The sequence below is a fragment of the Neisseria sp. HMSC061B04 genome, assembly GCF_001836705.1.
In the GTDB taxonomy this organism is placed as follows: Bacteria; Pseudomonadota; Gammaproteobacteria; order Burkholderiales; family Neisseriaceae; genus Neisseria.
The window spans coordinates 1-24,277 of sequence record NZ_KV830173.1 but is presented as its reverse complement, the minus strand read 5'-3'; the positions used below and the strand labels follow the sequence as shown (position 1 = coordinate 24,277).

Genomic DNA, 24,277 nt, shown 5'->3' with positions numbered 1-24,277 from the left:
TCCAATACCTTTTCTGCGTTTAAAAAGGCCGTCTGAAAACCAAATTTCAGACGGCCTTTACTGTGCAGCCTTATTCTGCTACATCAATGCACAAATATTTCAATTCCAGATATTCGTCCGCACCGTATTTGCTACCCTCACGTCCCAAACCACTGCGTTTCACGCCGCCAAACGGTGCCACTTCATTACTGATTAAGCCCGTATTGATGCCGACCATGCCGTATTCCAAAGCTTCGCCGACGCGCCACTGACGGGCGGTGTCGGAGGTGAAAAGGTAAGCTGCCAAACCGTATTCTGTATTGTTCGCAGCCGCGATGACTTCGGCTTCGGTTTCAAAACGGAATACTGGACACAACGGCCCGAAGGTTTCTTCGCGCGCCACCGCCATTTGCGCCGTAACGCCGCTTAAAACAGTCGGTTCGAAAAACGTTCCGCCCAACGCGCTACGTTTGCCGCCGGTCAGACAAACCGCGCCTTTAGCGAGCGCGTCAGCGATGTGCTGCTCGACTTTCTCCACCGCTTTTTCCTCAATCAACGGCCCTTGGTTTACGCCATCTTCCAAGCCGTTGCCCAATTTGAGCGCAGCCACTTTTTCACTTAATTTGCGGCAAAATTCCTCGTAAATGCCGGATTGAGCATAAACGCGGTTGGTGCAGACGCAGGTCTGGCCGCTGTTGCGGAACTTGCTGGCAAGTGCGCCTTCGACGGCTTTGACCAAATCGGCATCGTCAAACACGATAAACGGCGCGTTGCCGCCCAGTTCCAAACTGAGTTTTTTAATGTCCGCCGCGCTGTCGGCAAAAATTTTCGCGCCGACTTCGGTCGAGCCGGTAAAGCTGATTTTGCGCACGGTCGGGTTAGTAGCAAATTCATGGCTGATTTCCGAAGCGCGACCGCTGACAACAGGCAACAAATCCTGCGGCACGCCCGCTTCATAAGCCAGCAAAGCCAGCGCATACGCACTCAAAGGCGTGAGCGACGCAGGTTTGACGATCATCGCGCAGCCCACCGCCAAAGCAGGCGCGGCCTTGCGCGCAATCATCGCGGATGGGAAGTTCCACGGTGTAATCGCAGCGGTAACACCGATGGGCTGTTTCAACACAACCAGTTTTTGCAATGCTTTCACACTCGTCAGCACATCGCCGTCAATCCGCCGCGCCTCTTCGGCAAACCAGCGCACAAACGAAGCCGCATAATCAATTTCACCGCGCGCCTCGGTCAGGCTTTTACCCTGCTCCATCGTCATGATGCGCGCCAGTTCTTCTTTGTTTTCCTTCATCAGAAAATACCAACGCCACAACACATCTGCGCGCTCCAACGCAGTTTTTGCCGCCCATAATTTTTGTGCGGCTTCCGCTTTTTGAATCAAAAGCTTCAGGCCGTCTGAATCAGTCTTACGGACAAATGCCAAAGCTTCACCTGTTGCAGGGTTATCAACTTTAATGGCATCTGGAATCGGAGAAAAGGAAATATCGGGATGATTGAGCAAACGGGCAAAATCTTTCATGAGAAACGACCTTTCTAAAACCGAGGATATACGTTCATTATCATATTCATACCATGAAAGCGCAACTGAATCGCAAAATAAGACAACAGCAAAAGCCGTCTGAATATCTTACAGACGGCCTTTGCTTTAGCGACATCATATCCATCTTAATTACGAATGAAATACGATTATTAATACTCTACCTCAAAAGGATAAGACACATGTATGACAACAATTTGCTATAATACAAACCTCATTTCAACCCTCATCCAAAAATTCCATTTTCAGACGGCCTTTGTCTGTTTATAAGGCCGTCTGAAATATTTTCCGTCCATCCCCTCTTCCGCCGAGCCATGATTCCATCTGATTTCATTGACGAGCTTTTGTCCAAAGTCGATATTGTCGATATTATCGACGAGCAGGTTCCGCTGAAGAAAGGCGGGGCGAACTATATGGCCTGCTGTCCGTTTCACAAGGAAAAGACGCCGTCATTTTCGGTCAGCCCGACCAAGCAGTTTTACCATTGTTTCAGTTGCGGGGCGCATGGTTCGGCGATTGGTTTTGTGATGGAACATCAGGGGCTGTCGTTTCCGGAGGCGGTGCAGTTTTTGGCTGATCGCGTCGGCATGACTGTGCCTAAAGTGCGCGGGCAGGAAGACAATCCCGAAATCCGTGCCGAACGTAAGAAAAAACAGCAGACTTTGGAAGAAACAACGGCAGCGGCAGCGGATTTTTACGCGCAACAGTTGAAATTCAATCCAGCAGCGAAGGCTTATTTAGACAAACGCGGCTTGAGTGCGGAAGTCATCGCGCATTATGGCCTGGGCTATGCGCCCGACGGTTGGCAACCTTTGGCACAAGTGTTCCAACCCTATCCGAATACTGCGTTGGTGGATACGGGCATGGTCATTGATAACGAAGGCAAACATTATGACCGCTTTCGCCATCGGGTTATGTTCCCCATCCGTAATCCGCGTGGGCAGGTTATCGGCTTTGGCGGCCGCGTATTGGACGACTCCAAACCCAAATACCTCAACTCTCCCGACACTCCTTTGTTCGACAAAGGAAAAAACCTTTACGGGCTATATGAAGGGCGTGCTGCCGTAAAAGAGGCAGGACGAATTTTGGTGGTCGAAGGCTACATGGACGTGGTCGCATTGGCGCAGTTCGGCGTCGGCTACAGCGTAGCGGCTTTGGGTACGGCAACCACAGCGGAACATGTCAAAATCCTGATGCGTCAGGCAGACAGTATTTATTTTTGTTTTGACGGCGACAGTGCAGGACGTAAAGCGGCTTGGCGCGCGCTGGAAAATGCGTTGCCGCAATTAAAAGACGATAAATCGCTGCATTTTCTCTTCCTGCCTGAAGAACACGACCCCGACAGCTACATCCGCGCCTATGGCAAGGTGCAATTTGAAGATGCCTTGTTAAACCAAAGCAAGCCCCTATCCGAATATTTTTGGGAACATCTTTCAGACGGCCTCAACCTCAATACACAAGAAGGCAAAGCAGAATTGGTCAAAACCAGTTCTCCGCTTTTAGCGCAAATTACCGCGCCGGCATTGGGCTATCTCCTGAAACAAAAACTCAGCGAGTTGGTGGGCATTGATCCTGACAACCTCGCCCAGTTACTCGGACAAGAAGCGCCCAAGCGGCACGTCAAACAAAAAAGTTACAAACTGCCGCCCATTTCTGTCAAACAGCCAACCATGCTGACACTGGTTCAAAGACAGATACGCAGCCTCTTGATAAATCCGGCTTGGGCTTCATATATAGACCTGCCCGATTATCTGGCTTTAAGCGGCGACTTCGCCTGCCTTGCCAATTTGGCCGAAACCATCAAGAATCACGATACGACTCCAGCAACCGCACAAGTGCTTGAATATATGCGCGGTTCTCCCTATGAGGAAACCGTTAATCAAATCTTTTTATCGACCCTTCATTCTGAAGAAATGGAAGGGGATAACGAAGAAGATTGCGAAAGTTTCCAAATCGGCATGAAAAAGTTGTTAAATGAATTAAAATACAGTCAAATCGAAACTTTAAAGCAAAAAAGTATTCAAACTGGTTTGACCGAAAATGAAAAAAGACTATTGCTGTCACTTTTGACGGCAAAGCAAAACTAACCACCCCTCAGGCCGTCTGAACAATCTAAACACACGCTGCGAAACATGACACGCAGAACACTCCATCCGTAATATTTTCAGACGGCCTCAGAGTATTAAAGTGAAATCTGATTTCACAACAAAAAGCTCTGCTCCGCCTTCAGGTACGGCCACATCACCGTAAACCGTCGGCATCCTATCAACCTAGAGAGCAATCCATGTCTAAAAATCAAAACTACGAAGAATACCAAGACCAAGACGACAACCGTCCCTTGAGTATCGAAGAGCAGCGCGCGCGTCTGCGCCAACTCATTATCATGGGTAAAGAACGCGGCTACATCACTTATTCTGAAATTAACGATGCCCTGCCCGACGATATGTCCGATGCCGAACAAATCGACAACATCGTCAGCATGATTTCCGGCTTGGGTATCCAGGTAACCGAGCAGGCTCCTGATGCTGAAGACATCCTCTTAAGCGACAACGCCGCCGCCATGACCGACGACGATGCCGTTGAAGAAGCCGAAGCAGCACTCTCCAGCGCAGATTCAGAATTCGGCCGCACAACCGACCCTGTGCGTATGTATATGCGTGAAATGGGACAAGTCGATCTGTTGACGCGTGAAGACGAAATCATCATTGCCAAAAAAATCGAAAATGCACTGAAAAACATGGTGCAGGCAATTTCCGCCTGTCCAGGCTCGATTGCCGAAATTCTGGCGTTGATCGAGCAAGTCCGCAATGATGGAATCCGTGTGGATGAAGTGGTTGAAGCCATCATCGACCCTAATGAAGTCTTGTTGAACGAATTGGGCTTGGGTCATTTGGAAAATGCCAAACCTGATGACGAAGAAGGCGAAACCGTTAGTGATGATGAAGATGGCGACGAGGAAGATGAAGACGACTCCGGCGGCGACTCTGAAGCCATATCCGCCGCCCATTTGGCCGAACTGAAACAAAAAGTGTTGGAACACTTCGCCTTTATCGAGAGCGAATACGGCAAAATGATCAAGCAGTTGGAAAAACACGGCAGTCAGCACGCCAACTACCTGAAACACCGCGATGCCATTGCCAACAAACTGTTAGAAGTCCGTTTTGCCACACGTCAAATCGAAAACCTGAGCAGCAACCTGCGCAGCCGGGTTGAAAACATCCGCAAACTTGAACGCGAAATCCGCGACATTTGTATCGACCGCGTCCGCATGGATCGCGACTACTTCATCGAAAACTTCCTGCCTGCCATTACCGATTTGGAATGGGTTGAAAAAGAAGTAGCCAAAGGCCGTGTATGGGCAAACGCGTTGGATCGTTTCCGCCACGCCATCCTCGAAAAACAAACCGAGCTGGCAAATATGGAAGCCGAAACCCGCATTTCCATCGAAGAGTTGAAAGAAATCAACAAAAACATGGTATTGAGCGAAAAAGAAACCTCAGCCGCCAAACAGGAAATGATTCAGGCCAACTTGCGTTTGGTTATTTCCATTGCAAAAAAATACACCAACCGCGGCTTGCAGTTCCTTGATTTGATTCAAGAAGGCAATATCGGTCTGATGAAAGCGGTAGACAAATTCGAATACCGCCGCGGCTACAAGTTCTCGACTTACGCCACATGGTGGATCCGTCAAGCGATTACCCGTTCCATCGCCGACCAAGCGCGTACCATCCGTATTCCGGTTCACATGATTGAAACCATCAACAAAATGAACCGTATCTCGCGCCAATACCTGCAAGAAACCGGTGAAGAACCTGATTCCGCCAAACTGGCCGAGTTGATGGAAATGCCGGAGGATAAAATCCGCAAAATCATGAAAATCGCCAAAGAGCCGATTTCCATGGAAACACCGATTGGCGACGACGACGATTCGCACTTGGGCGACTTCATCGAGGATGCCAACAACGTTGCACCGGCAGAAGCTGCGATGTACACCAGCCTGCACGAAGTAACCAAAGAAATCCTTGAAAGCCTGACGCCGCGCGAAGCCAAAGTGTTGCGTATGCGTTTCGGTATCGATATGAATACCGACCACACGCTCGAAGAAGTCGGCAAACAATTTGACGTAACCCGTGAACGTATCCGTCAAATCGAAGCCAAAGCCCTGCGCAAGCTGCGCCATCCTACCCGCAGCGACCGCCTCCGCAGCTTCCTCGACAGCGAAGAAAACAAATCATAAAAGCAAACCGCAGGTTGAAAGACCTGCGGTTTTTATTGGAATGTAAAAAGGCCGTCTGAAAACCAAATCTCAAAAGATTTAATCGTTTCAGACGGCCTTAAATTTATTTTGATAATTTATTCAGCCTCAGTGGTTTTCTTTTTCGAACGGCGTCGGCGGCGTTTAGGTTTGCCATCAGTTGATCCACTTTGTTTCTGACGTTTGTGATCATTGGCCGCAGTCATTTGCTGACGGGTTTCCTCATCGGCATGCTGGAAAGTTGTCCACCAAGAAGCCATCTCTTTATCAACCTCGCCAACTTCGCTACGCAAAATCAGGAAGTCATAAGCAGCACGGAAACGGGCTTGCGCCAACAGACGATACGGGCGCGCGCCGCGCATATTGTCAAATTGCGGCTGAAATTGCCAGATTTCACGCATGGTTGCAGAGAATCTTTGCGGTACGCCCCAACCTTTCTCCACCGTATCGCGCATGGTGTTCATCGCATCCATCAACGCAGGGACAGGTTTTTGACCATGGCTTTGATTGCGTTGCCAAATGGCGTTTAGTGTCGGCCATAATACCGCCGCCAATACAAAACCGACGGAAACGGACTTATCCGCACGAAGACGCTCATCGGTATTTTTCAAAGCCAACATAATCATACGTTTGTCGGCTGCTTCGGCAGTTTTCAAGGCATCTAAAAGCGGATGGATGCCTTCGGGAATACCCAACTCGTTCAACCGTTTCAAACAGGCACGGGAATGGCCGGAAAACAGGATTTTCATGATTTCGTCAAAAAGACGGGCCACCGGTTCATTTTTCAGACGGCCTGCATATTCGGCAATCGGCAAAGCAGTTTGCTCTTCCACTTCAAAGCCCAACTTACCCGACAAACGGACGGCGCGAAGAATACGGACAGGATCTTCCTGATAGCGTTCGGCAGGATTACCTATCATCACCAATTTCTTATCGGCAACATCAGCCACGCCTTGATGGAAATCCCAAATTTCCTCTTTAATCGGGTCGTAATACAGCGCATTGCAAGTAAAGTCGCGGCGCATGGCATCTTCTTCAATGCTGCCGTAAGTATTGTCCTTCATAATGCGGCCTTGCGCATTCTGCTGAACCTTATCGCCACCACGGAACGTCGTCACTTCAATGGTTTCGGGACCAATCATCACATGGACGATTTGAAAGCGGCGGCCGATAATGCGGCTGCGGCGGAATATTTTACGGATTTGCTCCGGTGTGGCATCGGTTGCAATATCAAAATCTTTGGGTTCAACCCCGAGCAACAAATCCCGAACGGCCCCCCCTACAACATAAGCCTGAAAACCGGCTTCATGCAGGCGTTTGGCAATTTTCTCAGCGGCAAAGCTCAACATATCCGCATGGATACCGTGTTGCTCAAGTGGGATAATTTCCTTTTCGGGCAACGACTTGACGTGTTTTTTAGGCAACACTTTATGCAGCCATTTTTTTAACATAAGCAGCTCTTTTCACAATAAAAAAGGCCGTCTGAAACTTGTCTGGCTTAAGCCTTTGCACAATATTCTGCCGCAGAAGGGGCAAAACATTGAGCAAAGGCTTCAGACGGCCTAAAAAAGACGTGCCATTATACCTTATGGAAGTTCGATTAATTAGCGTATTGACAAAAAATATCGGCTATAATAACGGTCTGACAACGATTCAGGCAAAACATCATGTACCACTACAAATCTGAAGCTACCCAATTCCTCGACAAACTCATGGCCGACCATCCCGAATTAGAAGCGCAACGCCTCGAAAACCGCCATTTACTGTGGGATGTAACCCTTAATCCGGCCGAACAGGCTGAATTTGAAGCGGCCAAAGTCAACAAAAAACCTTACACCTACTATCAAGACTAAACCGCATCGGTATGACGACCAACACCCACAATACCGATCCGGCGTTACAGCAGTACCTCAACAGCATCGGTCAGCACGAACATCCCGTTTTGACCGCATTGCGTGAGCGTACCCAATCACATCGTCTGGGAAAGATGGCTATCGCCCAAGAGCAGGCGGCCATGTTGGTGTGGTTGGCCAAGTTATTGAATGCCAAAAAATATTTGGAAGTTGGTGTCTTTACCGGTTACAGCAGCACCGCCATGGCGCTCGCCCTCCCCGAAGACGGCAAAATCACGGCTTGCGACATCAATGTAACCTTTACCGATATTGCCCGCGAAACATGGCAGGCCACAGGCATAGCGCATAAAATCTCGCTTCATCTGCAGCCGGCTTTGCTGACTTTGGACGATTTGATTGCGCAAGGCGAATCGGAAAGCTACGACTTGGCGCTTATCGATGCCGACAAACCGCCTACGCCGAAATATTTTGAACGCTGTTTGCAACTGGTACGGAGTGGCGGCGTGATTGCCATCGACAATATCTTGTTGGGTGGGCGCGTCATGAATGAAGCTGCCGAAAACGATCCGCCCAGCTTGGATATCCTGCGCCATTTCAACCAAAACCTGCCGCACGATACACGCATTATCCCCATTACCCTGCCTATCGGCGACGGTTTGACACTGCTGCTAAAAAAATAAAACGACACAATCTGATGAAAACATTATCACGTTCCCTGTTTCTTTTACCTCTTACTCTATTGGCCGCATCATGCGCCGTTTCCCATCCCCATCAACCTGCCGACAATGCCAACTTTGTCCTGCCGGATATTCCGCGTGAGCCTTTGCCTGAAAAAAATATTCCCTATCCGCGCTTGGACGAACAAACCCAGATTGACCACTTGGGCATACAAATCGCCCGACTGGAACGCACCGTTGAAGAATTAAATCAACGCCTGCACACATTGGAACAACAGCGAACCATCAAACGTCCAACCCCTTTGGCTCCCAAACCCAAAGCCCAGCGTTTGGACGACCGCAAGCTGAAAATGAACTATTTGGCCAATGGCGGCGGCGTGCCGTCTGAAACAGACTCAGCCGCACAAAACGAACTGCGCCTTTATAACCAAGCGCAAAAATACTATCAGCGCAACAACTTCTCCGCCGCAGTAGCCATTTTGAAAGAAGCCGACGGCGGCAACGGCAGCGAAATTGCCCGCCGCAATATGTATCTACTTCTGCAAAGCCAACAGCGTCTGGGCAACTGCGAATCCGTTATCGAAATCGGCAACCGCTACACCAACCGATTCCGCAACAGCCCGCAAGCTCCTGATGCAATGTACAGCATCGGCCAGTGCCAATACAAACTGCAACAAAAAGACATCGCCCGCAGCACATGGCGCAAACTGATACAAAGCTTCCCCAACAGCGAAGCGGCAAAACGCGCTTCCATCAGTCTCAAACAAAGATAAACGTTCAGACGGCCTTGTCATCCCCAGGGCCGTCTGAATATTTTTTACCCTTAATCCATTCAAGCAAAAGGAACTCCTCATGATCCAAGTCGGCATTATTATGGGCAGCAACAGCGATTGGCCGGTGATGCAGCAGGCAGCACAATTTCTCAAAGAATTCGGCGTTGAATACGAAGCGCGTGTCGTCTCCGCACACCGTACGCCTGATTTGATGTTTGAATACGCCGAAACCGCACGCGAACGCGGCATCAAAGCCATCATTGCCGGCGCAGGCGGCGCAGCGCATTTGCCGGGCATGGTCGCTGCCAAAACCACGGTTCCCGTCTTAGGCGTTCCCGTTCCCAGCAAATATCTGCGCGGCGAAGACTCCCTGCTTTCGATTGTGCAAATGCCCAAAGGCGTTCCTGTTGCCACATTTGCCATTGGCGAAGCCGGTGCGGCCAATGCAGCGCTGTTTGCCATTTCACTTTTGGCCAACGAAAATCCTGAATTGGCTGAAAAATTGGCGGCTTTCCGTGCCAAACAAGAGCAAACCGTTCTAGCCATGGAATTGCCTGAAGCATAACGGACTAAGGCCGTCTGAAAGTTGTAAAAGGAAACTTAGATTTCGTTTTACACTTTTCAGACGGCCTTGTTTATTGATCAAATTAAATCAACATCATGAAACCCCTGGCATTCATCCTACTCTCCACCCTACTTTGTGCCTGCCAAAGCCCAAGTATTCCTGCCCAATCAAACGCTACTCCATCTCAGCAACAAGCCCAAGATACTACCGGCAACCTGATTATCTTCTATGATGCACAAACCGGTTCTGCGCCATTGCTAAAAGCAGTCAAAGCCTCCGGTGCAAGTTTGATTTATGAATACAAAAACCTGAACGGTATTGCTATTCGTCCGTCTTCCAAGACCAAGATTGAAGATGCCATTGCCTATTTTAAAAAGGTAAACGGCGTATTGTCCGTCGAACAAGATAGGCTGCTGAAACTTCAATAACCGAGCTGGTTCTTCGGACTAATAAAAAAGCCGTCTGAAACGTATTACAACGTTTTCAGACGGCCTTTACTTGTTCAAAGCATTAAATCATGCCTCTGCCTTGCGCTTTTGGCTTGGCTTGGCCGAATTCCAGTTTGCTCAATGCGGAGAGGTAGGCTTTGGCAGTTGCCACCAACACGTCGGTATCTGCACCTTGGCCGTTGACCACACGGTCGCCACGTTGCAGGCGGACGGAAGTTTCACCTTGGCTTTCTGTACCTTGAGTTACCGCATTGACAGAGTAAATCTGCAAGGTTGCGCCACTTTGCGCCACGCTTTCAATGGCTTTGAAGATGGCATCAACAGGGCCTGATCCGCTAGCGGAAGCGTGTTTTTCTTCGCCGCGAATACTGAACACAATATCGGCGCGCGGTTCTTCACCGGTTTCGGTACTGATTTTTTGGGAAATGAATTTGTAGCTTTCGGTATTCATATTGCCCATTTCGTCAGACACCAAAGCGTGCAAATCTTCATCAAAGATTTCGCGTTTTTTGTCGGCGAGTTCTTTGAAGCGGGCAAATGCCGCATTCAACGCCTCTTCGCTTTCCAATTCGATGCCCAAATCTGCCAGCTTGCTGCGGAATGCGCTGCGACCGGAGAGTTTGCCCAAAGTCAGGCGGTTGGTTGACCAGCCGACTGATTCGGCCGTCATGATTTCATAGGTTTCAGGGTGTTTCAACACGCCGTCTTGGTGGATGCCTGATTCATGTGCAAAGGCGTTTGCACCAACTACTGCTTTATTTGGCTGAATCGGATAACCGGTAATGGTGGACACCAGTTTGGATACCGGCACGATTTGCGTGGTATCGATGCCGGTTTCCAAGCCGAACAAATCATGACGCACTTTCAACGCCATCACGATTTCTTCAAGGCTGGCATTGCCTGCGCGTTCGCCTAAACCGTTGATGGTGCATTCCACCTGGCGCACGCCTGCCTGAACGGCGGCCAGCGAGTTGGCAACCGCCATCCCCAAATCGTTGTGGCAGTGGGTCGACCAGACTACTTTGTCGCCGTTGGGTACGCTTTTGATGATGTTGCTGATACGCTCGTACCACACGGAAGGGATGGAGTAGCCGACAGTATCGGGAATATTGATGGTGGTCGCGCCCGCTTCGATAACCGCTGTAAAGATTTTGGCGAGGAAGTCCAAATCCGAACGCACGGCGTCTTCGGCGGAAAATTCCACATCGTCGGTGTATTCTTTGGCGATTTTCACCGCTTTGACCGCCGCATCGATGACCTGCTGCGGCTTCATTTTCAGTTTGTGCTCCATGTGGATGGGGCTGGTGGCGATGAAGGTATGGATGCGTTTTTTCGGCGCGGGGGAAACGGCTTCACCTGCCTTACGCACATCGTTTTCAACGGCACGCGCCAGCGAGCAGACCGTGGATTTGGTGATGATTTTGGCAATCGCATTGACCGATTCGAAATCGCCCGGACTGGCGGCTGCAAAACCCGCCTCAATCACATCCACGCCCATTTTCTCCAATTGGCGGGCAATGCGGATTTTCTCCTCTTTGGTCATGGATGCACCGGGCGACTGCTCGCCGTCGCGCATGGTGGTGTCGAAAATAATTACGCGGTTGGTCTGTGTCATTTCTGCTCTCTCCAGAGATTCGTTTTTTTGTAAAAAAGCATTCAAATCCAGCGGTCTGCCTTGCGCTTCCGCCAAAGCGGTCAGTTTTTGCAACTGAACCAAAGGCAGGGAACCGCGTGTACGCCATTTGTAGATAGCCGCTGTGGTCGCAGCATTTTCCGGGTCGTGCTGTTTCAGGGCTTCGGCCAGCGCGTTTACGCCGCCAAAATAGGCAACCAAACGGTCAATGTCTAATTGCATGATGTTCCTTGTCCAAATCTGATTAAGATTATTGTGTTTAGGTTTTGCATTATACTCATTTTAGACAAAATGACAATCTATTTTTATAAAAATATTGGTGTAAATTTTAAAAATTGAGAAATTTTTATACATTTTGTCTAATTGAGACTATTAAAAGCTCCTCTCAAACCGAACACATCCTAAATATAGTAAACTAATCCTCTATTTTCACGATTTGAAACACATTATGCCCCATACCATCCCTACCAGCCGCTCCGACATCGAATGGCGCAACGAAAGCACACAAAAGCCACCCAAGCAGGCGGTTTACATACAAGAAGTAGGCGCAGCAGAAATCTTAAAAAATGCCCACGCGCAAACTGCAACTGTTTGGACTGGCGATTTTCACAATGCCAAGCAAGTCTTGGCCGCAATGAAAAAACGTATCCGCAGGCCGTCTGAAAAAAAGAAAGACGCACCTGCCGATATTCAGACGGCCTTTCACGCCCACCGTATGAAACAAGCTCAGCAAAGCCGTTTGCTCAATATGCTTGCCGTTGAAATTCAACCGAATTTTCAACTGGACAATGCACGCGTACCCGACATCTACGCTGCTCTGTGCGATGTTTACGAAACACCAAACGACAAACCGTTTCTTTTGCCGCTGAATCAATTATTGGGTTTTATCGGTGCACACGAATGGCACAAAAAAGGCATAGACATTCCGCAGCTAGACGGAAAAATCCATGTTCCTTTCGGCGTATTCTCTCCACTGCGTGGCGAATATTTGGATTTAATCGCCCAAGCACCACTCGCTCCCAATATTCAGACAGCCTTTGACATCGGCACCGGCTCAGGTGTTATTGCCGCAATTTTGGCCAAACGAGGCATACCCGACATCATTGCCACAGACACCAACCCCAAAGCAATTGCCTGTGCCACAGCAAACCTCAAACGCCTAGGCTTGGATAAAGCCGTCAACATCCAATCGATTGATTTATTTCCCGAAACTTGCGCCGACCTTATCATCTGCAATCCGCCTTGGCTGCCGGCAAAACCGACCTCCGCTATTGAGACTGCACTTTACGACCCAAACAATGCCATGTTGACAGCCTTCATTAACGGCGTACGTCATCACTTAAATCCAAACGGCGAAGCTTGGCTGATTATTTCAGATTTGGCAGAACACTTGCATTTGCGTGATAAAGACTTTCTAAACCAATGCTTTCAGACGGCCTCACTCAATGTAGTCGATATTTTGAAAACCAAACCGCAACACAAAAAAGCAATAGATGAATCCGATCCTTTGGCGTTTGCCAGAAACAAGGAAACTACTTATCTATACCGTTTGAAAGCGATATAAAATCAAGGCCGTCTGAACATTCAGACGGCCTTTAAGCATTTCCACAAAAGAAAACGGCATATCGTAAAGATATGCCGTTGATGGGAGCAGGGACTGCTATATTTGGCAGTGGTTTGTGTTTTAGTCCTCTTGCGCCGCTGTTTGCAGGTAGTTTGGCAAACCAACTTTACCAATTAATTCCTGCTGAGTTTCAAGCCAGTCGATGTGTTCTTCGTTGATGTCTTTTTGTTTTTCCAACAAATCACGGCTGACGTAGTCTTGTTGCTCTTCTGCAAGAGCGATGGCTGCAACCAGAGCATCATGTTTTTCATACTCTTTTTTCAGATCGCAGGCAATGATTTCTTCGGTAGATTCACCGATCAACAGTTTACCCAATTCTTGCAGATTAGGCAGGCCTTCCAAGAACAAAATACGCTCGATCAAATCGTCTGCGGATTTCATTTCGCGGATGGATTGTTTGAAGAAGTGTTCGCCCAATTCTTCAAAACCCCAGTTTTTCAAAATGCGGGCATGCAGGAAGTATTGGTTAATGGTAATCAGCAACAAACCTAAGTTTTTGTTCAGCTCGCGAATAACTAAGCGATCGCCTTTCATATTCAGCTCCTTATATGTTATAGGCTAGATTACAGTTGGCTTTGGTAGTAGTTGCCTTCGCCGACCAATTCGATCAGACGCAGTTGTTGTTCCAACCAGTGAGCGTGATCTTCTTCAGTGTCTTTCAGTTGGGCAACCATCAAATCGCGGGTAACATAGTCTTGAGCTTCTTCGCACAATTTGATACCTTTTTTCAGCGCATCGCGTACTTCGTATTCAGTGTTCAAGTCTGCTTTCAGGCAAGAAATTACGTCAGTACCGATGTTCAGTTCGGCACGGGTCATTTTAGGCGTACCGCCCAACATCAGGATACGACGGATGAAGTCTTCGGCGTGAGTGGTTTCTTCTTCCATCTCGTGGCTCAAACGTTCGAACAATTTGGTGTAACCCCATTCAGAGTACATGCGAGAGTGAATAAAATATTGGTCGCGAGCAGCCAACTCACCAGACAATAATTCGTTCATGTAATCAATAACTGCTTGGTTGCCTTGCATAATTCTTTCTCTTTCTTTTAAAAGTTGATAATCACGAAATGAAGATTCGTGTGTTGTTAGGGAATGAGGTAATTGTATGCACAAGTAGCACTTTTGACAAATTTTCTATTTAAAATACAAACAATTATCAAAAAATTTAACCTGCCTAAAAGGCCGTCTGAAAAATTAATCCCCTGTTTTTAATAACAATTTTTTGACATTGTTATTAAGAATCCATTGCATTATTCAAAAACATTTACATTCGTTAACCATAAATAAAAGCAAATAATCCAACAAAATCAATCAAATTTAATTATGAATTATTCTCAACTGCTTTTGCCTCATTTTTTTGAATCATCCACTCCGTCAACATTTAGGAATCGTGCTATAATTACCAGTTATCTTTTTTTTAAGCACCTAGCTGAAACACATAAATCATCATGAAACAAATCCGCAATATTGCCATCATCGCCCACGTCGACCATGGCAAAACCACATTAGTTGACCAATTGCTGCGTCAGTCCGGTACATTCCGTTCCAACCAGCAAGTCGAAGAACGCGTCATGGACAGCAACGATCTTGAAAAAGAACGCGGCATTACCATTCTCGCTAAAAATACCGCCATCGAATATGAAGGCTACCATATCAACATCGTAGATACCCCGGGACACGCCGATTTTGGTGGCGAAGTGGAACGTGTATTGGGCATGGTTGACTGCGTCGTACTGTTGGTTGACGCACAAGAAGGCCCTATGCCGCAAACCCGTTTCGTGACCAAAAAAGCCTTGGCTTTGGGTCTGAAACCTATCGTTGTCATCAACAAAATCGACAAACCGTCTGCCCGTCCAAGCTGGGTTATCGACCAAACATTCGAATTGTTCGACAACTTGGGCGCAACTGACGAACAATTGGACTTCCCTATCGTCTATGCTTCCGGCCTGTCCGGCTTTGCCAAATTGGATGAAAACGACGAGAGCAGCGACATGCGTCCTCTGTTCGAGACCATTTTGAAACACACGCCTCCTCCAAGCGGCAGCGCAGACGAAACGCTGCAACTCCAAATTTCCCAACTGGACTACGACAACTACACCGGCCGCCTCGGTATCGGCCGCATCCTGAACGGCCGCATCAAACCCGGCCAAGTCGTTGCCGTGATGAATCATGAAGAACAAGTTGCCCAAGGCCGTATCAACCAACTGTTGGGTTTCCAAGGCTTGGAACGCGTACCTTTGGAAGAAGCTGAAGCCGGCGACATCGTGATTATTTCCGGTATCGAAGACATCGGTATCGGCGTAACCATTACCGACAAAGACAATCCTAAAGGCTTGCCTATGTTGAGCGTGGACGAGCCGACCCTGACCATGGACTTTATGGTCAATACTTCTCCTTTGGCCGGTACTGAAGGCAAATTCGTGACTTCCCGCCAAATCCGCGACCGCCTGCAAAAAGAATTGCTGACCAACGTTGCCCTGCGTGTTGAAGATACTGCCGACGCTGATGTATTCCGCGTTTCCGGCCGTGGCGAATTGCACCTGACCATTTTGTTGGAAAACATGCGCCGCGAAGGCTTTGAATTGGCAGTCGGCAAACCGCGCGTGGTATTCCGTGAAATTGACGGTCAAAAATGCGAGCCTTACGAAAACCTGACTGTGGATGTGCCGGATGAAAACCAAGGTGCCGTTATGGAAGAGCTTGGCCGTCGCCGTGGCGAATTGACCAATATGGAAAGCGACGGCAATGGCCGTACCCGCCTGGAGTACCACATTCCTGCCCGCGGCCTGATCGGTTTCCAAGGCGAGTTCCTGACTTTGACCCGCGGTACCGGCTTGATGAGCCACGTTTTTGACGACTACGCACCGGTTAAACCCGATATGCCCGGCCGTCACAACGGCGTACTGGTTTCTCAAGAGCAAGGTGAAGCTGTTGCTTATGCCCTGTGGAACTTGGAAGACCGCGGCCGTATGTTCGTTTCTCCAAACGACAAAGTCTACGAAGGCATGATTATCGGTATTCACAGTCGCGACAACGACTTAGTGGTAAACCCTCTGAAAGGTAAAAAACTGACCAACGTCCGTGCCAGCGGTACAGATGAAGCCGTGCGCCTGACTACGCCTATCAAATTGACTTTGGAAGGCGCAGTTGAGTTCATCGACGATGACGAACTGGTTGAAATCACGCCACAATCCATCCGCCTGCGTAAACGCTACCTGAGCGAATTGGAACGTCGCCGTCATTTCAAAAAACTAGACTAATTCTGTTTGATTGACGCATTTTAAAATTAAGGCCGTCTGAAAAGTGTTTTAGAAATCCTAGATTTCATTTTTACGCTTTCAGACGGCCTTTTATCATCCGTTCAAATAAAGTAAATCGGCATTTCTTCCGCTTTTACTGCCGCTTCATCAGCGCGATCATTTTTACGATATTGCCCCGGCGGTATCCCATATTGCTTTTTAAATGCCTTGCCAAAATGCGTTTCTGATTGAAAACCGACCGATAGTGCAACCGATAAAACCGAATCCGCCGTCTGTTTCAACAATAATGCTCCCTGTTGCAAGCGAATACTGTTAACAAAGGCGTGCGGGCTTGTGCCCGTCTGCTGCTTAAATACCCGCATTAACTGGGCGCGAGACAAGTTGGCAATTGCGGTCATTTTCTCGATATTCCATTCCTCTTCCGGCTTATCCACTACTGCCTGAAGCAGATTCCGCAGGCGTTTGTCCTGCCAACCATTCAACAAACCGCTTAATTGCGCTTCCCCATTTTTTTCCAAGCTGGCTCGAAGTAGAAATACCAGCAACACCGAAGCCAATGCGTTCACAACCGCTACCGAACCGGACAAAGCTTGGCCGCTCTCATACTGCAATAACGCCACCAAATATTGCAAAGAAGGATGGTTGATATTCAGCAAAACCGTGTCAGGCAGTCCCGCCATAATATCTGCCTGCGCTTCATATTCAAACCGCGCGCAGAAAAGATGCAAAGCCGCATCGCCTCCTGCATGACTCTGCTTGACTTTAAATGCGCCTTTTTCACTCGTCAGCACGTTGACACCGAGATTTTCACAACTGCTGTCGCTGCTCAAAGTATGCCCTACGCTGCGCGGGAAGAAAATAATATCCCCCGCACTCAGCAGCCTGGCCTCTTGCTCCCCATCAATTCGGATATAGCCCGAACCGGCAGTTACGATATGCACCAAACCATGCGCACGCTTGGGCTCATGCCGCACATACCACTCCCCTTGAAACAGGCACTGAACATCCACACTGCCCTTTATCTGCGCCAATTCGACCAATCTATCTAAAATATCCATAGTGTTTTTTACCAATAAATGAGATGTTTTGACGATTTTATTCGTCTGATTATTGCAATAATACACACACCAAACACAAACGGATAGGATTTTTTGATTCTTATCCAAATACATCAAGAAAGGAAATATCATGTTTAAAGATTGGCCTGAACACACAGCCTTGGTAAAAAAATCATTCGGCGAATTGGGCAAAAGCCATCCTAAAATGCTGCAAGCCTACGGCGCGCTGGAACAAGCAGCCGCCGCCGAAGCACTGGATGCCAAAACACGCGAACTGATCGCCATTGCCGTTGCCATTACCACACGTTGCGAAAGCTGCATCAGCGTGCACGCAGCCGCCGCTGCCAAAGCAGGGGCAACCGACAGCGAAATCGCCGGCGCATTGGCCACCGCTATTTCTCTAAACGCAGGTGCTGCTTATACATATGCTTTGCGCGCCTTAGAAGCAGTAGAAACCCAACGCTAATCAGCTTGTAAAATCAGGCCGTCTGAAAGACAACTCCCCTTTCAGACGGCCTGATGAAATGCTAAACTGATATAGTTATTATATTATTTTCTATCTAACAGGAGATTGAATCATGAAGAAACTGCTGACCGCCGTACTTTTTGCCGCCACTGTTGCAACTCCTTTGGCCGCTTCCGCTGCCTCTATGCCTAAAGTTGAAAAAAGTGCGGCTCAACCTGTAAAAGCAAAAGGCGTTTGGATTGATGTCCGCTCTGCCGAAGAATTCAAAGAAGGCCATTTGCAAGGTGCGCTCAATATTCCGCACGACCAAATCGTTGAACGCATCAAATCCGTCAGCCCGGATAAAAACGCACCGATCAACCTCTACTGCCGCAGCGGCCGCCGAGCAGAAGCCGCGCTGACCGAACTGAAAAAAGCCGGTTACACTAACGTAACCAACCATGGCGGTTATGAAGATTTGGTGAAAAAAGGTTTGAAATAAATCTAGTTGATTTTAAAAAGGCCGTCTGAAATTTTTCAGACGGCCTTTATTGCCATTACAAACAGCAACTTCCAAATCTCAAACGTTTGCTGAGACCGGTTTCGTGAATCAATTGTTTGATAACCAAAATATTGGTGTTATCAGCCAACGCGCGAATGCTGTGCGCCTCCATCGGCTCAAGACGGATAACTTGCAAGCCTTCGGTCTGCAAAACTTGATCCACCGTTTTGATTTCGGCTTTGCCGTTTAAAACCAAAAGCAAAATAATCGCATCCGTCTCATATGCCGGAATTTCATTATACTTCTGCAGTGAAAGCTGAACAATCTCCTGATTGCCGTCTGAAGCAATCACGCCGCCCAATAAAGCTTTGGGGTCTAATTCATAATGTTTCATTATTATCCTTTCCGCCCAAACGTTGCCGATTCATGGACAATCGCTCAAGCAAACCAGTACAATACCGTCCATCTTACCGATAGACACAATATTGTCACATGAACATATTAATCTCAAACGACGATGGTTATCTTGCGCCCGGTTTGGCAGTTTTGGCAAGAGTATGTGCAGAATTTGCCAATGTCAGGGTGGTTGCGCCTGAACGCGATCGCAGCGGCGTCAGCAATTCCCTGACTTTAGACCGCCCTTTACAACTGAAACAGGCGGAAAACGGGTTTTATTATGTGAATGGTACGCCCACCGACTGCATTCATGTCGGCCAGCACGCCCTTGCCGATTTCAAACCCGACTTAGTCTTATCCGGCATTAACAACGGCGCAAACATGGGCGACGATACGCTTTATTCCGGTACGGTTGCTGCCGCGACAGAAGCCTATCTGATGGGCATTCCCGCTATTGCCTTTTCGCTTGCCGATTCCAGCGGCCGTTATTGGGAAACTGCGGAAAAAGCCGCTTGGATGCTGCTTTCCTACTTTCTCAAACGCCCTATTTCCAAACCCATCTTATGGAACATCAATATCCCTGCCGTCGCACCTGAAGATATCCAAGGCATAAAAATAACACGGCTCGGCCGTCGCCATCATGAACAAAGCATTGTTCCCATGTATAATCCACGTGGCGAACAAATTTATTGGATTGGGCCGGTCGGCGATGTTTCCGACAGCGAAGAAGGTACCGACTTTGGCGAATGCACGGCCGGCTTCATCACGATTACCCCCCTGCAAGTCGATTTGACTGCCTACGGACAAATGGAGCAAACCGCTTCCTTTTGGTCAGAAATCCCTGCGCCTTAACAGTCCCTAACAGCCGAACACTTGAGAAACAAGCATATTTTTATTATGATATGCTCCGACGAGAACAATTACCCGAATACGAAAGTCATTAACATGTTGAAAAAAAGTGTATCTTATGCCGGATCGGCAGCTTTGGTTTTATTACTTGCAGCCTGTGCCAGCCAACAACCGGCTCCTGTAGTCGTCGGCACACAAAGCGGTGGTTCAACAACAAGCTCTACTGCTGACAATCCTTACGGTGCCGCGCCTTACAATACCAACACCAGCCCTGCGGCAGATGCGCCATACACTCCGCCGGCAAGTACACCTGCGCCAACGTACAACAGCGGCAGCACCGGAACTTACACGCCTTCTTATGCGCCTGTTGATATTAATGCAGCGACACATACCGTCGTTCGCGGTGATACCGTTTACAACATCTCCAAACGCTACAACATTACCCAAGACAATCTGCGTGCATGGAATAACTTGGCCGACAACACCATCAGCGTAGGCCAAACCCTGCGCGTAAAACCTGAAGGCTACGTTGCACCTGCAGCTTCTGCAAGCAAACCTTCTACTCCGACAACCACAACCACCGCTCCGACTCCAAGCACGCCTGCCAATACACCAACCGTATCTACCGGCAGCAGCCGCAACGTCAGCGGCATCACATGGCAACGTCCGACTACCGGTAACGTTATCGCCAACTTCGGCGGCAGCAACAAAGGCGTGGATATTGCCGGTACGCAAGGCCAGCCTGTCGTTGCAGCGGCAGATGGTAAAGTCGTTTACGCAGGCTCAGGCTTGCGCGGTTACGGCAACTTGGTCATCATCCAACACAACTCCTCATTCTTGAGCGCATACGGCCACAACCAACGCCTGCTGGTTAATGAAAACCAAACCGTGAAACGCGGCCAGACCATTGCCCACATGGGTAATACCGATGCATCCCGCACCCAGTTGCACTTTGAAATCCGTCAAAACGGCAAACCGGTCAATCCGGCAAATTATGTTGCCTTCTAAGCTGATTCAAGCAACCTAATTTCAATTCAATCCCTGCCTAAATGTCATTTAGGTAGGGATTGTTTGTACCGGTTTCCCATGAAATTTCATCTTCCTCTTCTTTATTCCCTGCTATTAGGCGGTTGCGCCGCGTTTTTGCCATCACTGGACGAACGCACCCAAAGCAGTTATCTTGACATCCCTTCAACGCCGCGACTGGACAGCGCCTTAGGTATTCCTTCCGCCCCCTCCAAGGCCGATATTTCCCATATCTATCTGCTGAACGATGCCCATGAAGCCTTTGTCGCCCGAGCCGCCCTGATTGAATCCGCCGACCATACCCTTGATTTACAGTACTATATCTGGCACAACGACATCTCCGGCAAGCTTTTGTTCAACCTGATTCATCGCGCGGCCGAACGTGGCGTCCGTGTGCGTTTGCTTCTGGACGACAACAACACCAACGGCATGGATGATCTCCTGCTGGCACTCGACAATCATCCCAATATCGAAGTCCGTCTGTTTAATCCCTTTATTTTCAGAAAATGGCGTGCACTCGGCTATATTGCCGACTTCCCACGGCTCAACCGCCGGATGCACAACAAATCGTTTACCGCCGACAACCGTGCCACCATTTTAGGCGGCCGCAATATCGGCGACGAATATTTCAAGGTTAACGACGACACCATTTTTGCCGACCTCGACATTCTCGCCACAGGCCGTGTAGTAACCGAAGTTTCCCAAGACTTCGACCGCTATTGGGCAAGCCATTCCGCCTATAATGCGACCAGCGTCATCAAACGGGGAAACCTGCAAAAAGGACTGGCCGAACTTAATTACACCGACCAAGATAAAAATCAAACGCTCATCCGCTACCGCCAAAGCATCGAACACTCCAGCCTCTATCAAAAAATGCAGAGCAACCTTATGGAATGGCAAAGCGTCAGTACACGCTTGATCAGCGACGATCCGGCCAAAGGCTTAGACCGAGACCGGCATAAACCGCCTATTTCCGAACGCCTGCAAGACGCCCTCAAGCAACCCGAAAAAAGCGTTTACCTTGTCTCGCCCTATTTTGTGCCCACAAAATCGGGGGTCAAAGCCATAGAAAAGCTGATACGCAATGGCGTGGACGTTACCGTTTTGACCAATTCGCTCCAAGCAACCGACGTTGCCGCCGTCCATTCCGGTTACGTCAAATACCGCAAGCCCTTGCTCAAAGCCGGGGTCAAACTATACGAACTCCAACCCAATCATGCCGTTCCGACCACCAAAGACCGCGGCTTGACCGGTAGCTCCGCCACCAGCTTGCACGCCAAAACATTCATCGTGGATGAAAAACGCATTTTCATCGGCTCATTCAACCTTGACCCACGTTCCGCACGGCTCAATACCGAAATGGGTGTCGTCATCGAAAGTCCCGAAATCGCAGGCCAAATGCAGCGCACCCTCGTTACGACCACCCCAAACTACGCCTATCAGGTAACGCTTGGCAATTACAATAAACTATACTGGTATGACCCAAGTGAAAAACGAACTTATGCACAAGAACCAGAAGCCAAATTCTGGAAACGGGTTACTTCAAAAATCCTGTCCATCCTGCCCATAGAAGGATTATTATAGAGGCCGTCTGAAAACATAAATCATGCGGCCGGAGGAATTCATCATGTCTCGACTCATCTGCAAAACCCTATTTGTTTGTACTGCCGGCCTATTGTTGGCCTCTTGCGGCACTACCGGCAAACACAAATCCCAAAAGCCGCAAACAACCGCCAGAAAAGTCCAACCTGTCCGCATTTCCCATATCGACCGCACCCAAGGTTCGCAGGAATTGATGCTTCACAGCATGGGTCTGATCGGCACGCCCTACAAATGGGGCGGCAGTACCACAGCCACAGGCTTTGACTGCAGCGGCATGATCCAATTCGTCTATAAAAACGCCCTCAACGTCAACCTGCCACGCACCGCACGCGATATGGCCGCCGCCAGCCGTAAAATTTCCGATGACAAATTAAAAGCCGGCGATCTGGTCTTTTTCAATACCGGCGGCGCACACAAGTATTCCCATGTCGGCCTCTACATCGGCAACGGCGAATTCATCCACGCCCCCAGCAGCGGCAAAACCATCAAAACCGAAAAACTTTCCACCCCGTTTTACGCCAAAAACTATTTGGGCGCACATACCTTTTTTACTGAATAAATCAAGGCCGTCTGAAAGGTATCGCAACATCATCGATACCTTTCAACCTATTGCTGATGAATGAAACTTGGTTACAAGATAGGCCTGTGCAAAAATTTATCCATAACAAAACACCATCAAGGAAATATCATGCACACAGAATCCGTTCTAACCCTCCTCAAAACCCTGCAAAACCAAATCTGCGCCGCTCTGGAGCAAGAAGATGGCGAAGCCGAATTTGTGCATGAAGCATGGACGGGGAAACTGGGCATCGGCGAAACACGCGTATTAAAAAACGGCGCGGTATTCGAGCAGGCGGGCGTGAATTTTTCGCATGTGAAAGGCAGCAAAATGCCCGCTTCGGCAACGGCGCACCGTCCTGAATTGGCGGGTGCGACGTTTGAGGCGATGGGCGTATCGCTGGTGATTCATCCGAAAAATCCTTATGTCCCGACCAGCCATGCGAACGTGCGCTTTTTTATTGCCTATCCTGAAAATGCCGAACCGGTTTGGTGGTTCGGCGGCGGCTTTGATTTGACGCTGTTTTATCCGTTTGAAGAAGATATTGTGCATTGGCACGCCGTAGCACGAGACGTATGCGCGCCATTTGGCGAATCGGTTTATCCTGAATTCAAACAATGGTGTGACGAATATTTCTATTTGAAACACCGTAACGAAACACGCGGCGTGGGGGGGCTGTTTTTTGACGATTTAAACCGCTGGGATTTCGATACCTGCCTGAATTTTATCAAGGCAGTCGGTGAAGGCTATATCGCCGCGTATCTGCCGATTGTGGCCAAACGCAAAAACACGCCTTATGGGGAACGTGAACGCGATTTCCAACTCTACCGCCGCGGACGCTATGTCGAATTTAACTTGGTTTGGGACAGAGGCACGCTGTTCGGCCTGCAAAGCGGCGGACGCACGGAAAGCATTTTGATGTCCATGCCTCCTTTGGTGCGCTTTGAGTATCAATATGCGCCGGAAGAAGGTTCGCCCGAAGCACGCCTCAATCAATTTCTCATACCGCGCAACTGGCTGAAAGAAGCCGGCAGATAGTTTTACCTATCAAAGGCCGTCTGAAAAGCGATTCTCACTGGTTGAGACTGCCTTTTCAGACGGCCTTTGCTTCAATTGCTTTGAATTTGCATACCTTTGCCTATCATGCTGTTTCATCTCTATAGAGTTTTTGAGACAATGCGCCCATATAAAAATTGGGGCTGACGTAGATTAGCCCTAAATTCCACA

23 protein-coding genes are annotated in these 24,277 nt (G+C 48.8%); 16 read left to right on the top strand and 7 right to left on the bottom strand.

The window, feature by feature from the left end:
• Window positions 1–70: 70 nt before the first annotated feature.
• On the bottom strand, window positions 71–1,507 hold the full coding sequence (locus HMPREF2661_RS01000; protein ID WP_070822110.1) for an NAD-dependent succinate-semialdehyde dehydrogenase: 1,437 nt from the start codon (window positions 1,505–1,507) through the stop codon (window positions 71–73).
• 332 nt (window positions 1,508–1,839) lie between these two features.
• On the opposite strand from HMPREF2661_RS01000, the gene dnaG reads away from it, so the two are divergent.
• Window positions 1,840–3,612 (top strand): DNA primase, encoded by a 1,773-nt coding sequence (gene dnaG, locus HMPREF2661_RS00995; protein WP_070822109.1) that lies wholly within the window; start codon window positions 1,840–1,842, stop codon window positions 3,610–3,612.
• A 197-nt stretch (window positions 3,613–3,809) separates the two neighbouring features.
• Window positions 3,810–5,762, top strand: coding sequence for an RNA polymerase sigma factor RpoD (gene rpoD, locus HMPREF2661_RS00990; RefSeq protein ID WP_070822108.1), 1,953 nt, complete (start codon window positions 3,810–3,812; stop codon window positions 5,760–5,762).
• A gap of 116 nt (window positions 5,763–5,878) precedes the next feature.
• Here rpoD and HMPREF2661_RS00985 read toward each other — a convergent pair whose 3' ends face one another.
• Complete coding sequence (locus HMPREF2661_RS00985) at window positions 5,879–7,231, bottom strand: polynucleotide adenylyltransferase PcnB (RefSeq protein WP_049322062.1); 1,353 nt, start codon at window positions 7,229–7,231, stop codon at window positions 5,879–5,881.
• Window positions 7,232–7,447: 216 nt separating this feature from the next.
• Between HMPREF2661_RS00985 and HMPREF2661_RS00980 the strand changes: the two genes are divergently transcribed.
• The 5 genes from HMPREF2661_RS00980 (at window position 7,448) to HMPREF2661_RS00960 (ending at window position 10,076) form a co-directional block, all read left to right on the top strand.
• Complete coding sequence (locus tag HMPREF2661_RS00980) at window positions 7,448–7,633, top strand: DUF3460 family protein (RefSeq protein WP_003746542.1); 186 nt, start codon at window positions 7,448–7,450, stop codon at window positions 7,631–7,633.
• An 11-nt stretch (window positions 7,634–7,644) separates the two neighbouring features.
• On the top strand, window positions 7,645–8,313 hold the full coding sequence (locus HMPREF2661_RS00975) for a class I SAM-dependent methyltransferase (RefSeq protein WP_049322061.1): 669 nt from the start codon (window positions 7,645–7,647) through the stop codon (window positions 8,311–8,313).
• Window positions 8,314–8,327: 14 nt separating this feature from the next.
• Complete coding sequence (locus tag HMPREF2661_RS00970) at window positions 8,328–9,083, top strand: tetratricopeptide repeat protein (protein ID WP_049322060.1); 756 nt, start codon at window positions 8,328–8,330, stop codon at window positions 9,081–9,083.
• Window positions 9,084–9,162: 79 nt separating this feature from the next.
• Window positions 9,163–9,648: a 5-(carboxyamino)imidazole ribonucleotide mutase gene (gene purE / locus HMPREF2661_RS00965; RefSeq protein WP_003686478.1), complete on the top strand. Its 486-nt coding sequence runs from the start codon at window positions 9,163–9,165 to the stop codon at window positions 9,646–9,648.
• Between the two features lie 95 nt (window positions 9,649–9,743).
• On the top strand, window positions 9,744–10,076 hold the full coding sequence (locus HMPREF2661_RS00960; protein ID WP_049322058.1) for a hypothetical protein: 333 nt from the start codon (window positions 9,744–9,746) through the stop codon (window positions 10,074–10,076).
• Between the two features lie 82 nt (window positions 10,077–10,158).
• On the opposite strand, the gene HMPREF2661_RS00955 is transcribed toward HMPREF2661_RS00960, so the two are convergent.
• Window positions 10,159–11,952 carry a 2-isopropylmalate synthase gene (locus HMPREF2661_RS00955; RefSeq protein WP_070822107.1) on the bottom strand — a complete coding sequence of 598 codons (1,794 nt, stop codon included), beginning with the start codon at window positions 11,950–11,952 and terminating at the stop codon, window positions 10,159–10,161.
• A 226-nt stretch (window positions 11,953–12,178) separates the two neighbouring features.
• Between HMPREF2661_RS00955 and HMPREF2661_RS00950 the strand changes: the two genes are divergently transcribed.
• Window positions 12,179–13,294, top strand: a complete 1,116-nt coding sequence (locus HMPREF2661_RS00950) for a methyltransferase (protein WP_049322267.1) — start codon at window positions 12,179–12,181, stop codon at window positions 13,292–13,294.
• Window positions 13,295–13,414: 120 nt separating this feature from the next.
• On the opposite strand, the gene bfr (HMPREF2661_RS00945) is transcribed toward HMPREF2661_RS00950, so the two are convergent.
• Window positions 13,415–13,888: a bacterioferritin gene (bfr, locus tag HMPREF2661_RS00945; RefSeq protein ID WP_003680736.1), complete on the bottom strand. Its 474-nt coding sequence runs from the start codon at window positions 13,886–13,888 to the stop codon at window positions 13,415–13,417.
• Window positions 13,889–13,917: 29 nt separating this feature from the next.
• The gene (bfr, locus tag HMPREF2661_RS00940) at window positions 13,918–14,382 is read right to left on the bottom strand and encodes a bacterioferritin (protein ID WP_049322266.1); all 465 of its coding nucleotides are present in this window, start codon (window positions 14,380–14,382) and stop codon (window positions 13,918–13,920) included.
• 419 nt (window positions 14,383–14,801) lie between these two features.
• Between bfr (HMPREF2661_RS00940) and typA the strand changes: the two genes are divergently transcribed.
• The gene (gene typA / locus HMPREF2661_RS00935) at window positions 14,802–16,613 is read left to right on the top strand and encodes a translational GTPase TypA (RefSeq protein WP_070625580.1); all 1,812 of its coding nucleotides are present in this window, start codon (window positions 14,802–14,804) and stop codon (window positions 16,611–16,613) included.
• A gap of 101 nt (window positions 16,614–16,714) precedes the next feature.
• Here the strand turns inward: typA and HMPREF2661_RS00930 are convergent, their stop codons facing one another.
• Window positions 16,715–17,671, bottom strand: coding sequence for a cupin domain-containing protein (locus tag HMPREF2661_RS00930; RefSeq protein ID WP_070822152.1), 957 nt, complete (start codon window positions 17,669–17,671; stop codon window positions 16,715–16,717).
• Window positions 17,672–17,801: 130 nt separating this feature from the next.
• Between HMPREF2661_RS00930 and HMPREF2661_RS00925 the strand changes: the two genes are divergently transcribed.
• Window positions 17,802–18,137 (top strand): carboxymuconolactone decarboxylase family protein, encoded by a 336-nt coding sequence (locus HMPREF2661_RS00925; protein ID WP_036491029.1) that lies wholly within the window; start codon window positions 17,802–17,804, stop codon window positions 18,135–18,137.
• A gap of 184 nt (window positions 18,138–18,321) precedes the next feature.
• Entirely contained in the window at window positions 18,322–18,618 is a 297-nt protein-coding gene (locus HMPREF2661_RS00920; protein ID WP_234398634.1) for a rhodanese-like domain-containing protein, read from the top strand.
• 55 nt (window positions 18,619–18,673) lie between these two features.
• Here HMPREF2661_RS00920 and HMPREF2661_RS00915 read toward each other — a convergent pair whose 3' ends face one another.
• On the bottom strand, window positions 18,674–19,012 hold the full coding sequence (locus HMPREF2661_RS00915) for a hypothetical protein (RefSeq protein WP_049322263.1): 339 nt from the start codon (window positions 19,010–19,012) through the stop codon (window positions 18,674–18,676).
• A gap of 98 nt (window positions 19,013–19,110) precedes the next feature.
• Between HMPREF2661_RS00915 and surE the strand changes: the two genes are divergently transcribed.
• The 5 genes from surE to hemF all read left to right on the top strand — a co-directional run bounded on the left by surE (window position 19,111) and on the right by hemF (window position 24,088).
• Entirely contained in the window at window positions 19,111–19,866 is a 756-nt protein-coding gene (surE, locus tag HMPREF2661_RS00910) for a 5'/3'-nucleotidase SurE (RefSeq protein WP_070822106.1), read from the top strand.
• 93 nt (window positions 19,867–19,959) lie between these two features.
• Window positions 19,960–20,871 carry a peptidoglycan DD-metalloendopeptidase family protein gene (locus HMPREF2661_RS00905; RefSeq protein WP_049343617.1) on the top strand — a complete coding sequence of 304 codons (912 nt, stop codon included), beginning with the start codon at window positions 19,960–19,962 and terminating at the stop codon, window positions 20,869–20,871.
• 78 nt (window positions 20,872–20,949) lie between these two features.
• Window positions 20,950–22,473: a phospholipase D family protein gene (locus HMPREF2661_RS00900; RefSeq protein ID WP_070822105.1), complete on the top strand. Its 1,524-nt coding sequence runs from the start codon at window positions 20,950–20,952 to the stop codon at window positions 22,471–22,473.
• A 43-nt stretch (window positions 22,474–22,516) separates the two neighbouring features.
• Complete coding sequence (locus HMPREF2661_RS00895; protein WP_049322269.1) at window positions 22,517–23,050, top strand: C40 family peptidase; 534 nt, start codon at window positions 22,517–22,519, stop codon at window positions 23,048–23,050.
• Between the two features lie 129 nt (window positions 23,051–23,179).
• Window positions 23,180–24,088 carry an oxygen-dependent coproporphyrinogen oxidase gene (gene hemF, locus HMPREF2661_RS00890; protein WP_070822104.1) on the top strand — a complete coding sequence of 303 codons (909 nt, stop codon included), beginning with the start codon at window positions 23,180–23,182 and terminating at the stop codon, window positions 24,086–24,088.
• The last annotated feature ends 189 nt before the right edge of the window (window positions 24,089–24,277 follow it).

Bases quoted from the DNA above. Each gene is read 5' to 3' on its own strand.
- HMPREF2661_RS01000 (WP_070822110.1), bottom strand. From the start codon at position 1,507: ATGAAAGATTTTGCCCGTTTGCTCAATCATCCCGATATTTCCTTTTCT.
- dnaG (WP_070822109.1), top strand. From the start codon at position 1,840: ATGATTCCATCTGATTTCATTGACGAGCTTTTGTCCAAAGTCGATATT.
- rpoD (WP_070822108.1), top strand. From the start codon at position 3,810: ATGTCTAAAAATCAAAACTACGAAGAATACCAAGACCAAGACGACAAC.
- HMPREF2661_RS00985 (WP_049322062.1), bottom strand. From the start codon at position 7,231: ATGTTAAAAAAATGGCTGCATAAAGTGTTGCCTAAAAAACACGTCAAG.
- HMPREF2661_RS00980 (WP_003746542.1), top strand. From the start codon at position 7,448: ATGTACCACTACAAATCTGAAGCTACCCAATTCCTCGACAAACTCATG.
- HMPREF2661_RS00975 (WP_049322061.1), top strand. From the start codon at position 7,645: ATGACGACCAACACCCACAATACCGATCCGGCGTTACAGCAGTACCTC.
- HMPREF2661_RS00970 (WP_049322060.1), top strand. From the start codon at position 8,328: ATGAAAACATTATCACGTTCCCTGTTTCTTTTACCTCTTACTCTATTG.
- purE (WP_003686478.1), top strand. From the start codon at position 9,163: ATGATCCAAGTCGGCATTATTATGGGCAGCAACAGCGATTGGCCGGTG.
- HMPREF2661_RS00960 (WP_049322058.1), top strand. From the start codon at position 9,744: ATGAAACCCCTGGCATTCATCCTACTCTCCACCCTACTTTGTGCCTGC.
- HMPREF2661_RS00955 (WP_070822107.1), bottom strand. From the start codon at position 11,952: ATGCAATTAGACATTGACCGTTTGGTTGCCTATTTTGGCGGCGTAAAC.
- HMPREF2661_RS00950 (WP_049322267.1), top strand. From the start codon at position 12,179: ATGCCCCATACCATCCCTACCAGCCGCTCCGACATCGAATGGCGCAAC.
- bfr (WP_003680736.1), bottom strand. From the start codon at position 13,888: ATGAAAGGCGATCGCTTAGTTATTCGCGAGCTGAACAAAAACTTAGGT.
- bfr (WP_049322266.1), bottom strand. From the start codon at position 14,382: ATGCAAGGCAACCAAGCAGTTATTGATTACATGAACGAATTATTGTCT.
- typA (WP_070625580.1), top strand. From the start codon at position 14,802: ATGAAACAAATCCGCAATATTGCCATCATCGCCCACGTCGACCATGGC.
- HMPREF2661_RS00930 (WP_070822152.1), bottom strand. From the start codon at position 17,671: ATGGATATTTTAGATAGATTGGTCGAATTGGCGCAGATAAAGGGCAGT.
- HMPREF2661_RS00925 (WP_036491029.1), top strand. From the start codon at position 17,802: ATGTTTAAAGATTGGCCTGAACACACAGCCTTGGTAAAAAAATCATTC.
- HMPREF2661_RS00920 (WP_234398634.1), top strand. From the start codon at position 18,322: ATGCCTAAAGTTGAAAAAAGTGCGGCTCAACCTGTAAAAGCAAAAGGC.
- HMPREF2661_RS00915 (WP_049322263.1), bottom strand. From the start codon at position 19,012: ATGAAACATTATGAATTAGACCCCAAAGCTTTATTGGGCGGCGTGATT.
- surE (WP_070822106.1), top strand. From the start codon at position 19,111: ATGAACATATTAATCTCAAACGACGATGGTTATCTTGCGCCCGGTTTG.
- HMPREF2661_RS00905 (WP_049343617.1), top strand. From the start codon at position 19,960: ATGTTGAAAAAAAGTGTATCTTATGCCGGATCGGCAGCTTTGGTTTTA.
- HMPREF2661_RS00900 (WP_070822105.1), top strand. From the start codon at position 20,950: ATGAAATTTCATCTTCCTCTTCTTTATTCCCTGCTATTAGGCGGTTGC.
- HMPREF2661_RS00895 (WP_049322269.1), top strand. From the start codon at position 22,517: ATGTCTCGACTCATCTGCAAAACCCTATTTGTTTGTACTGCCGGCCTA.
- hemF (WP_070822104.1), top strand. From the start codon at position 23,180: ATGCACACAGAATCCGTTCTAACCCTCCTCAAAACCCTGCAAAACCAA.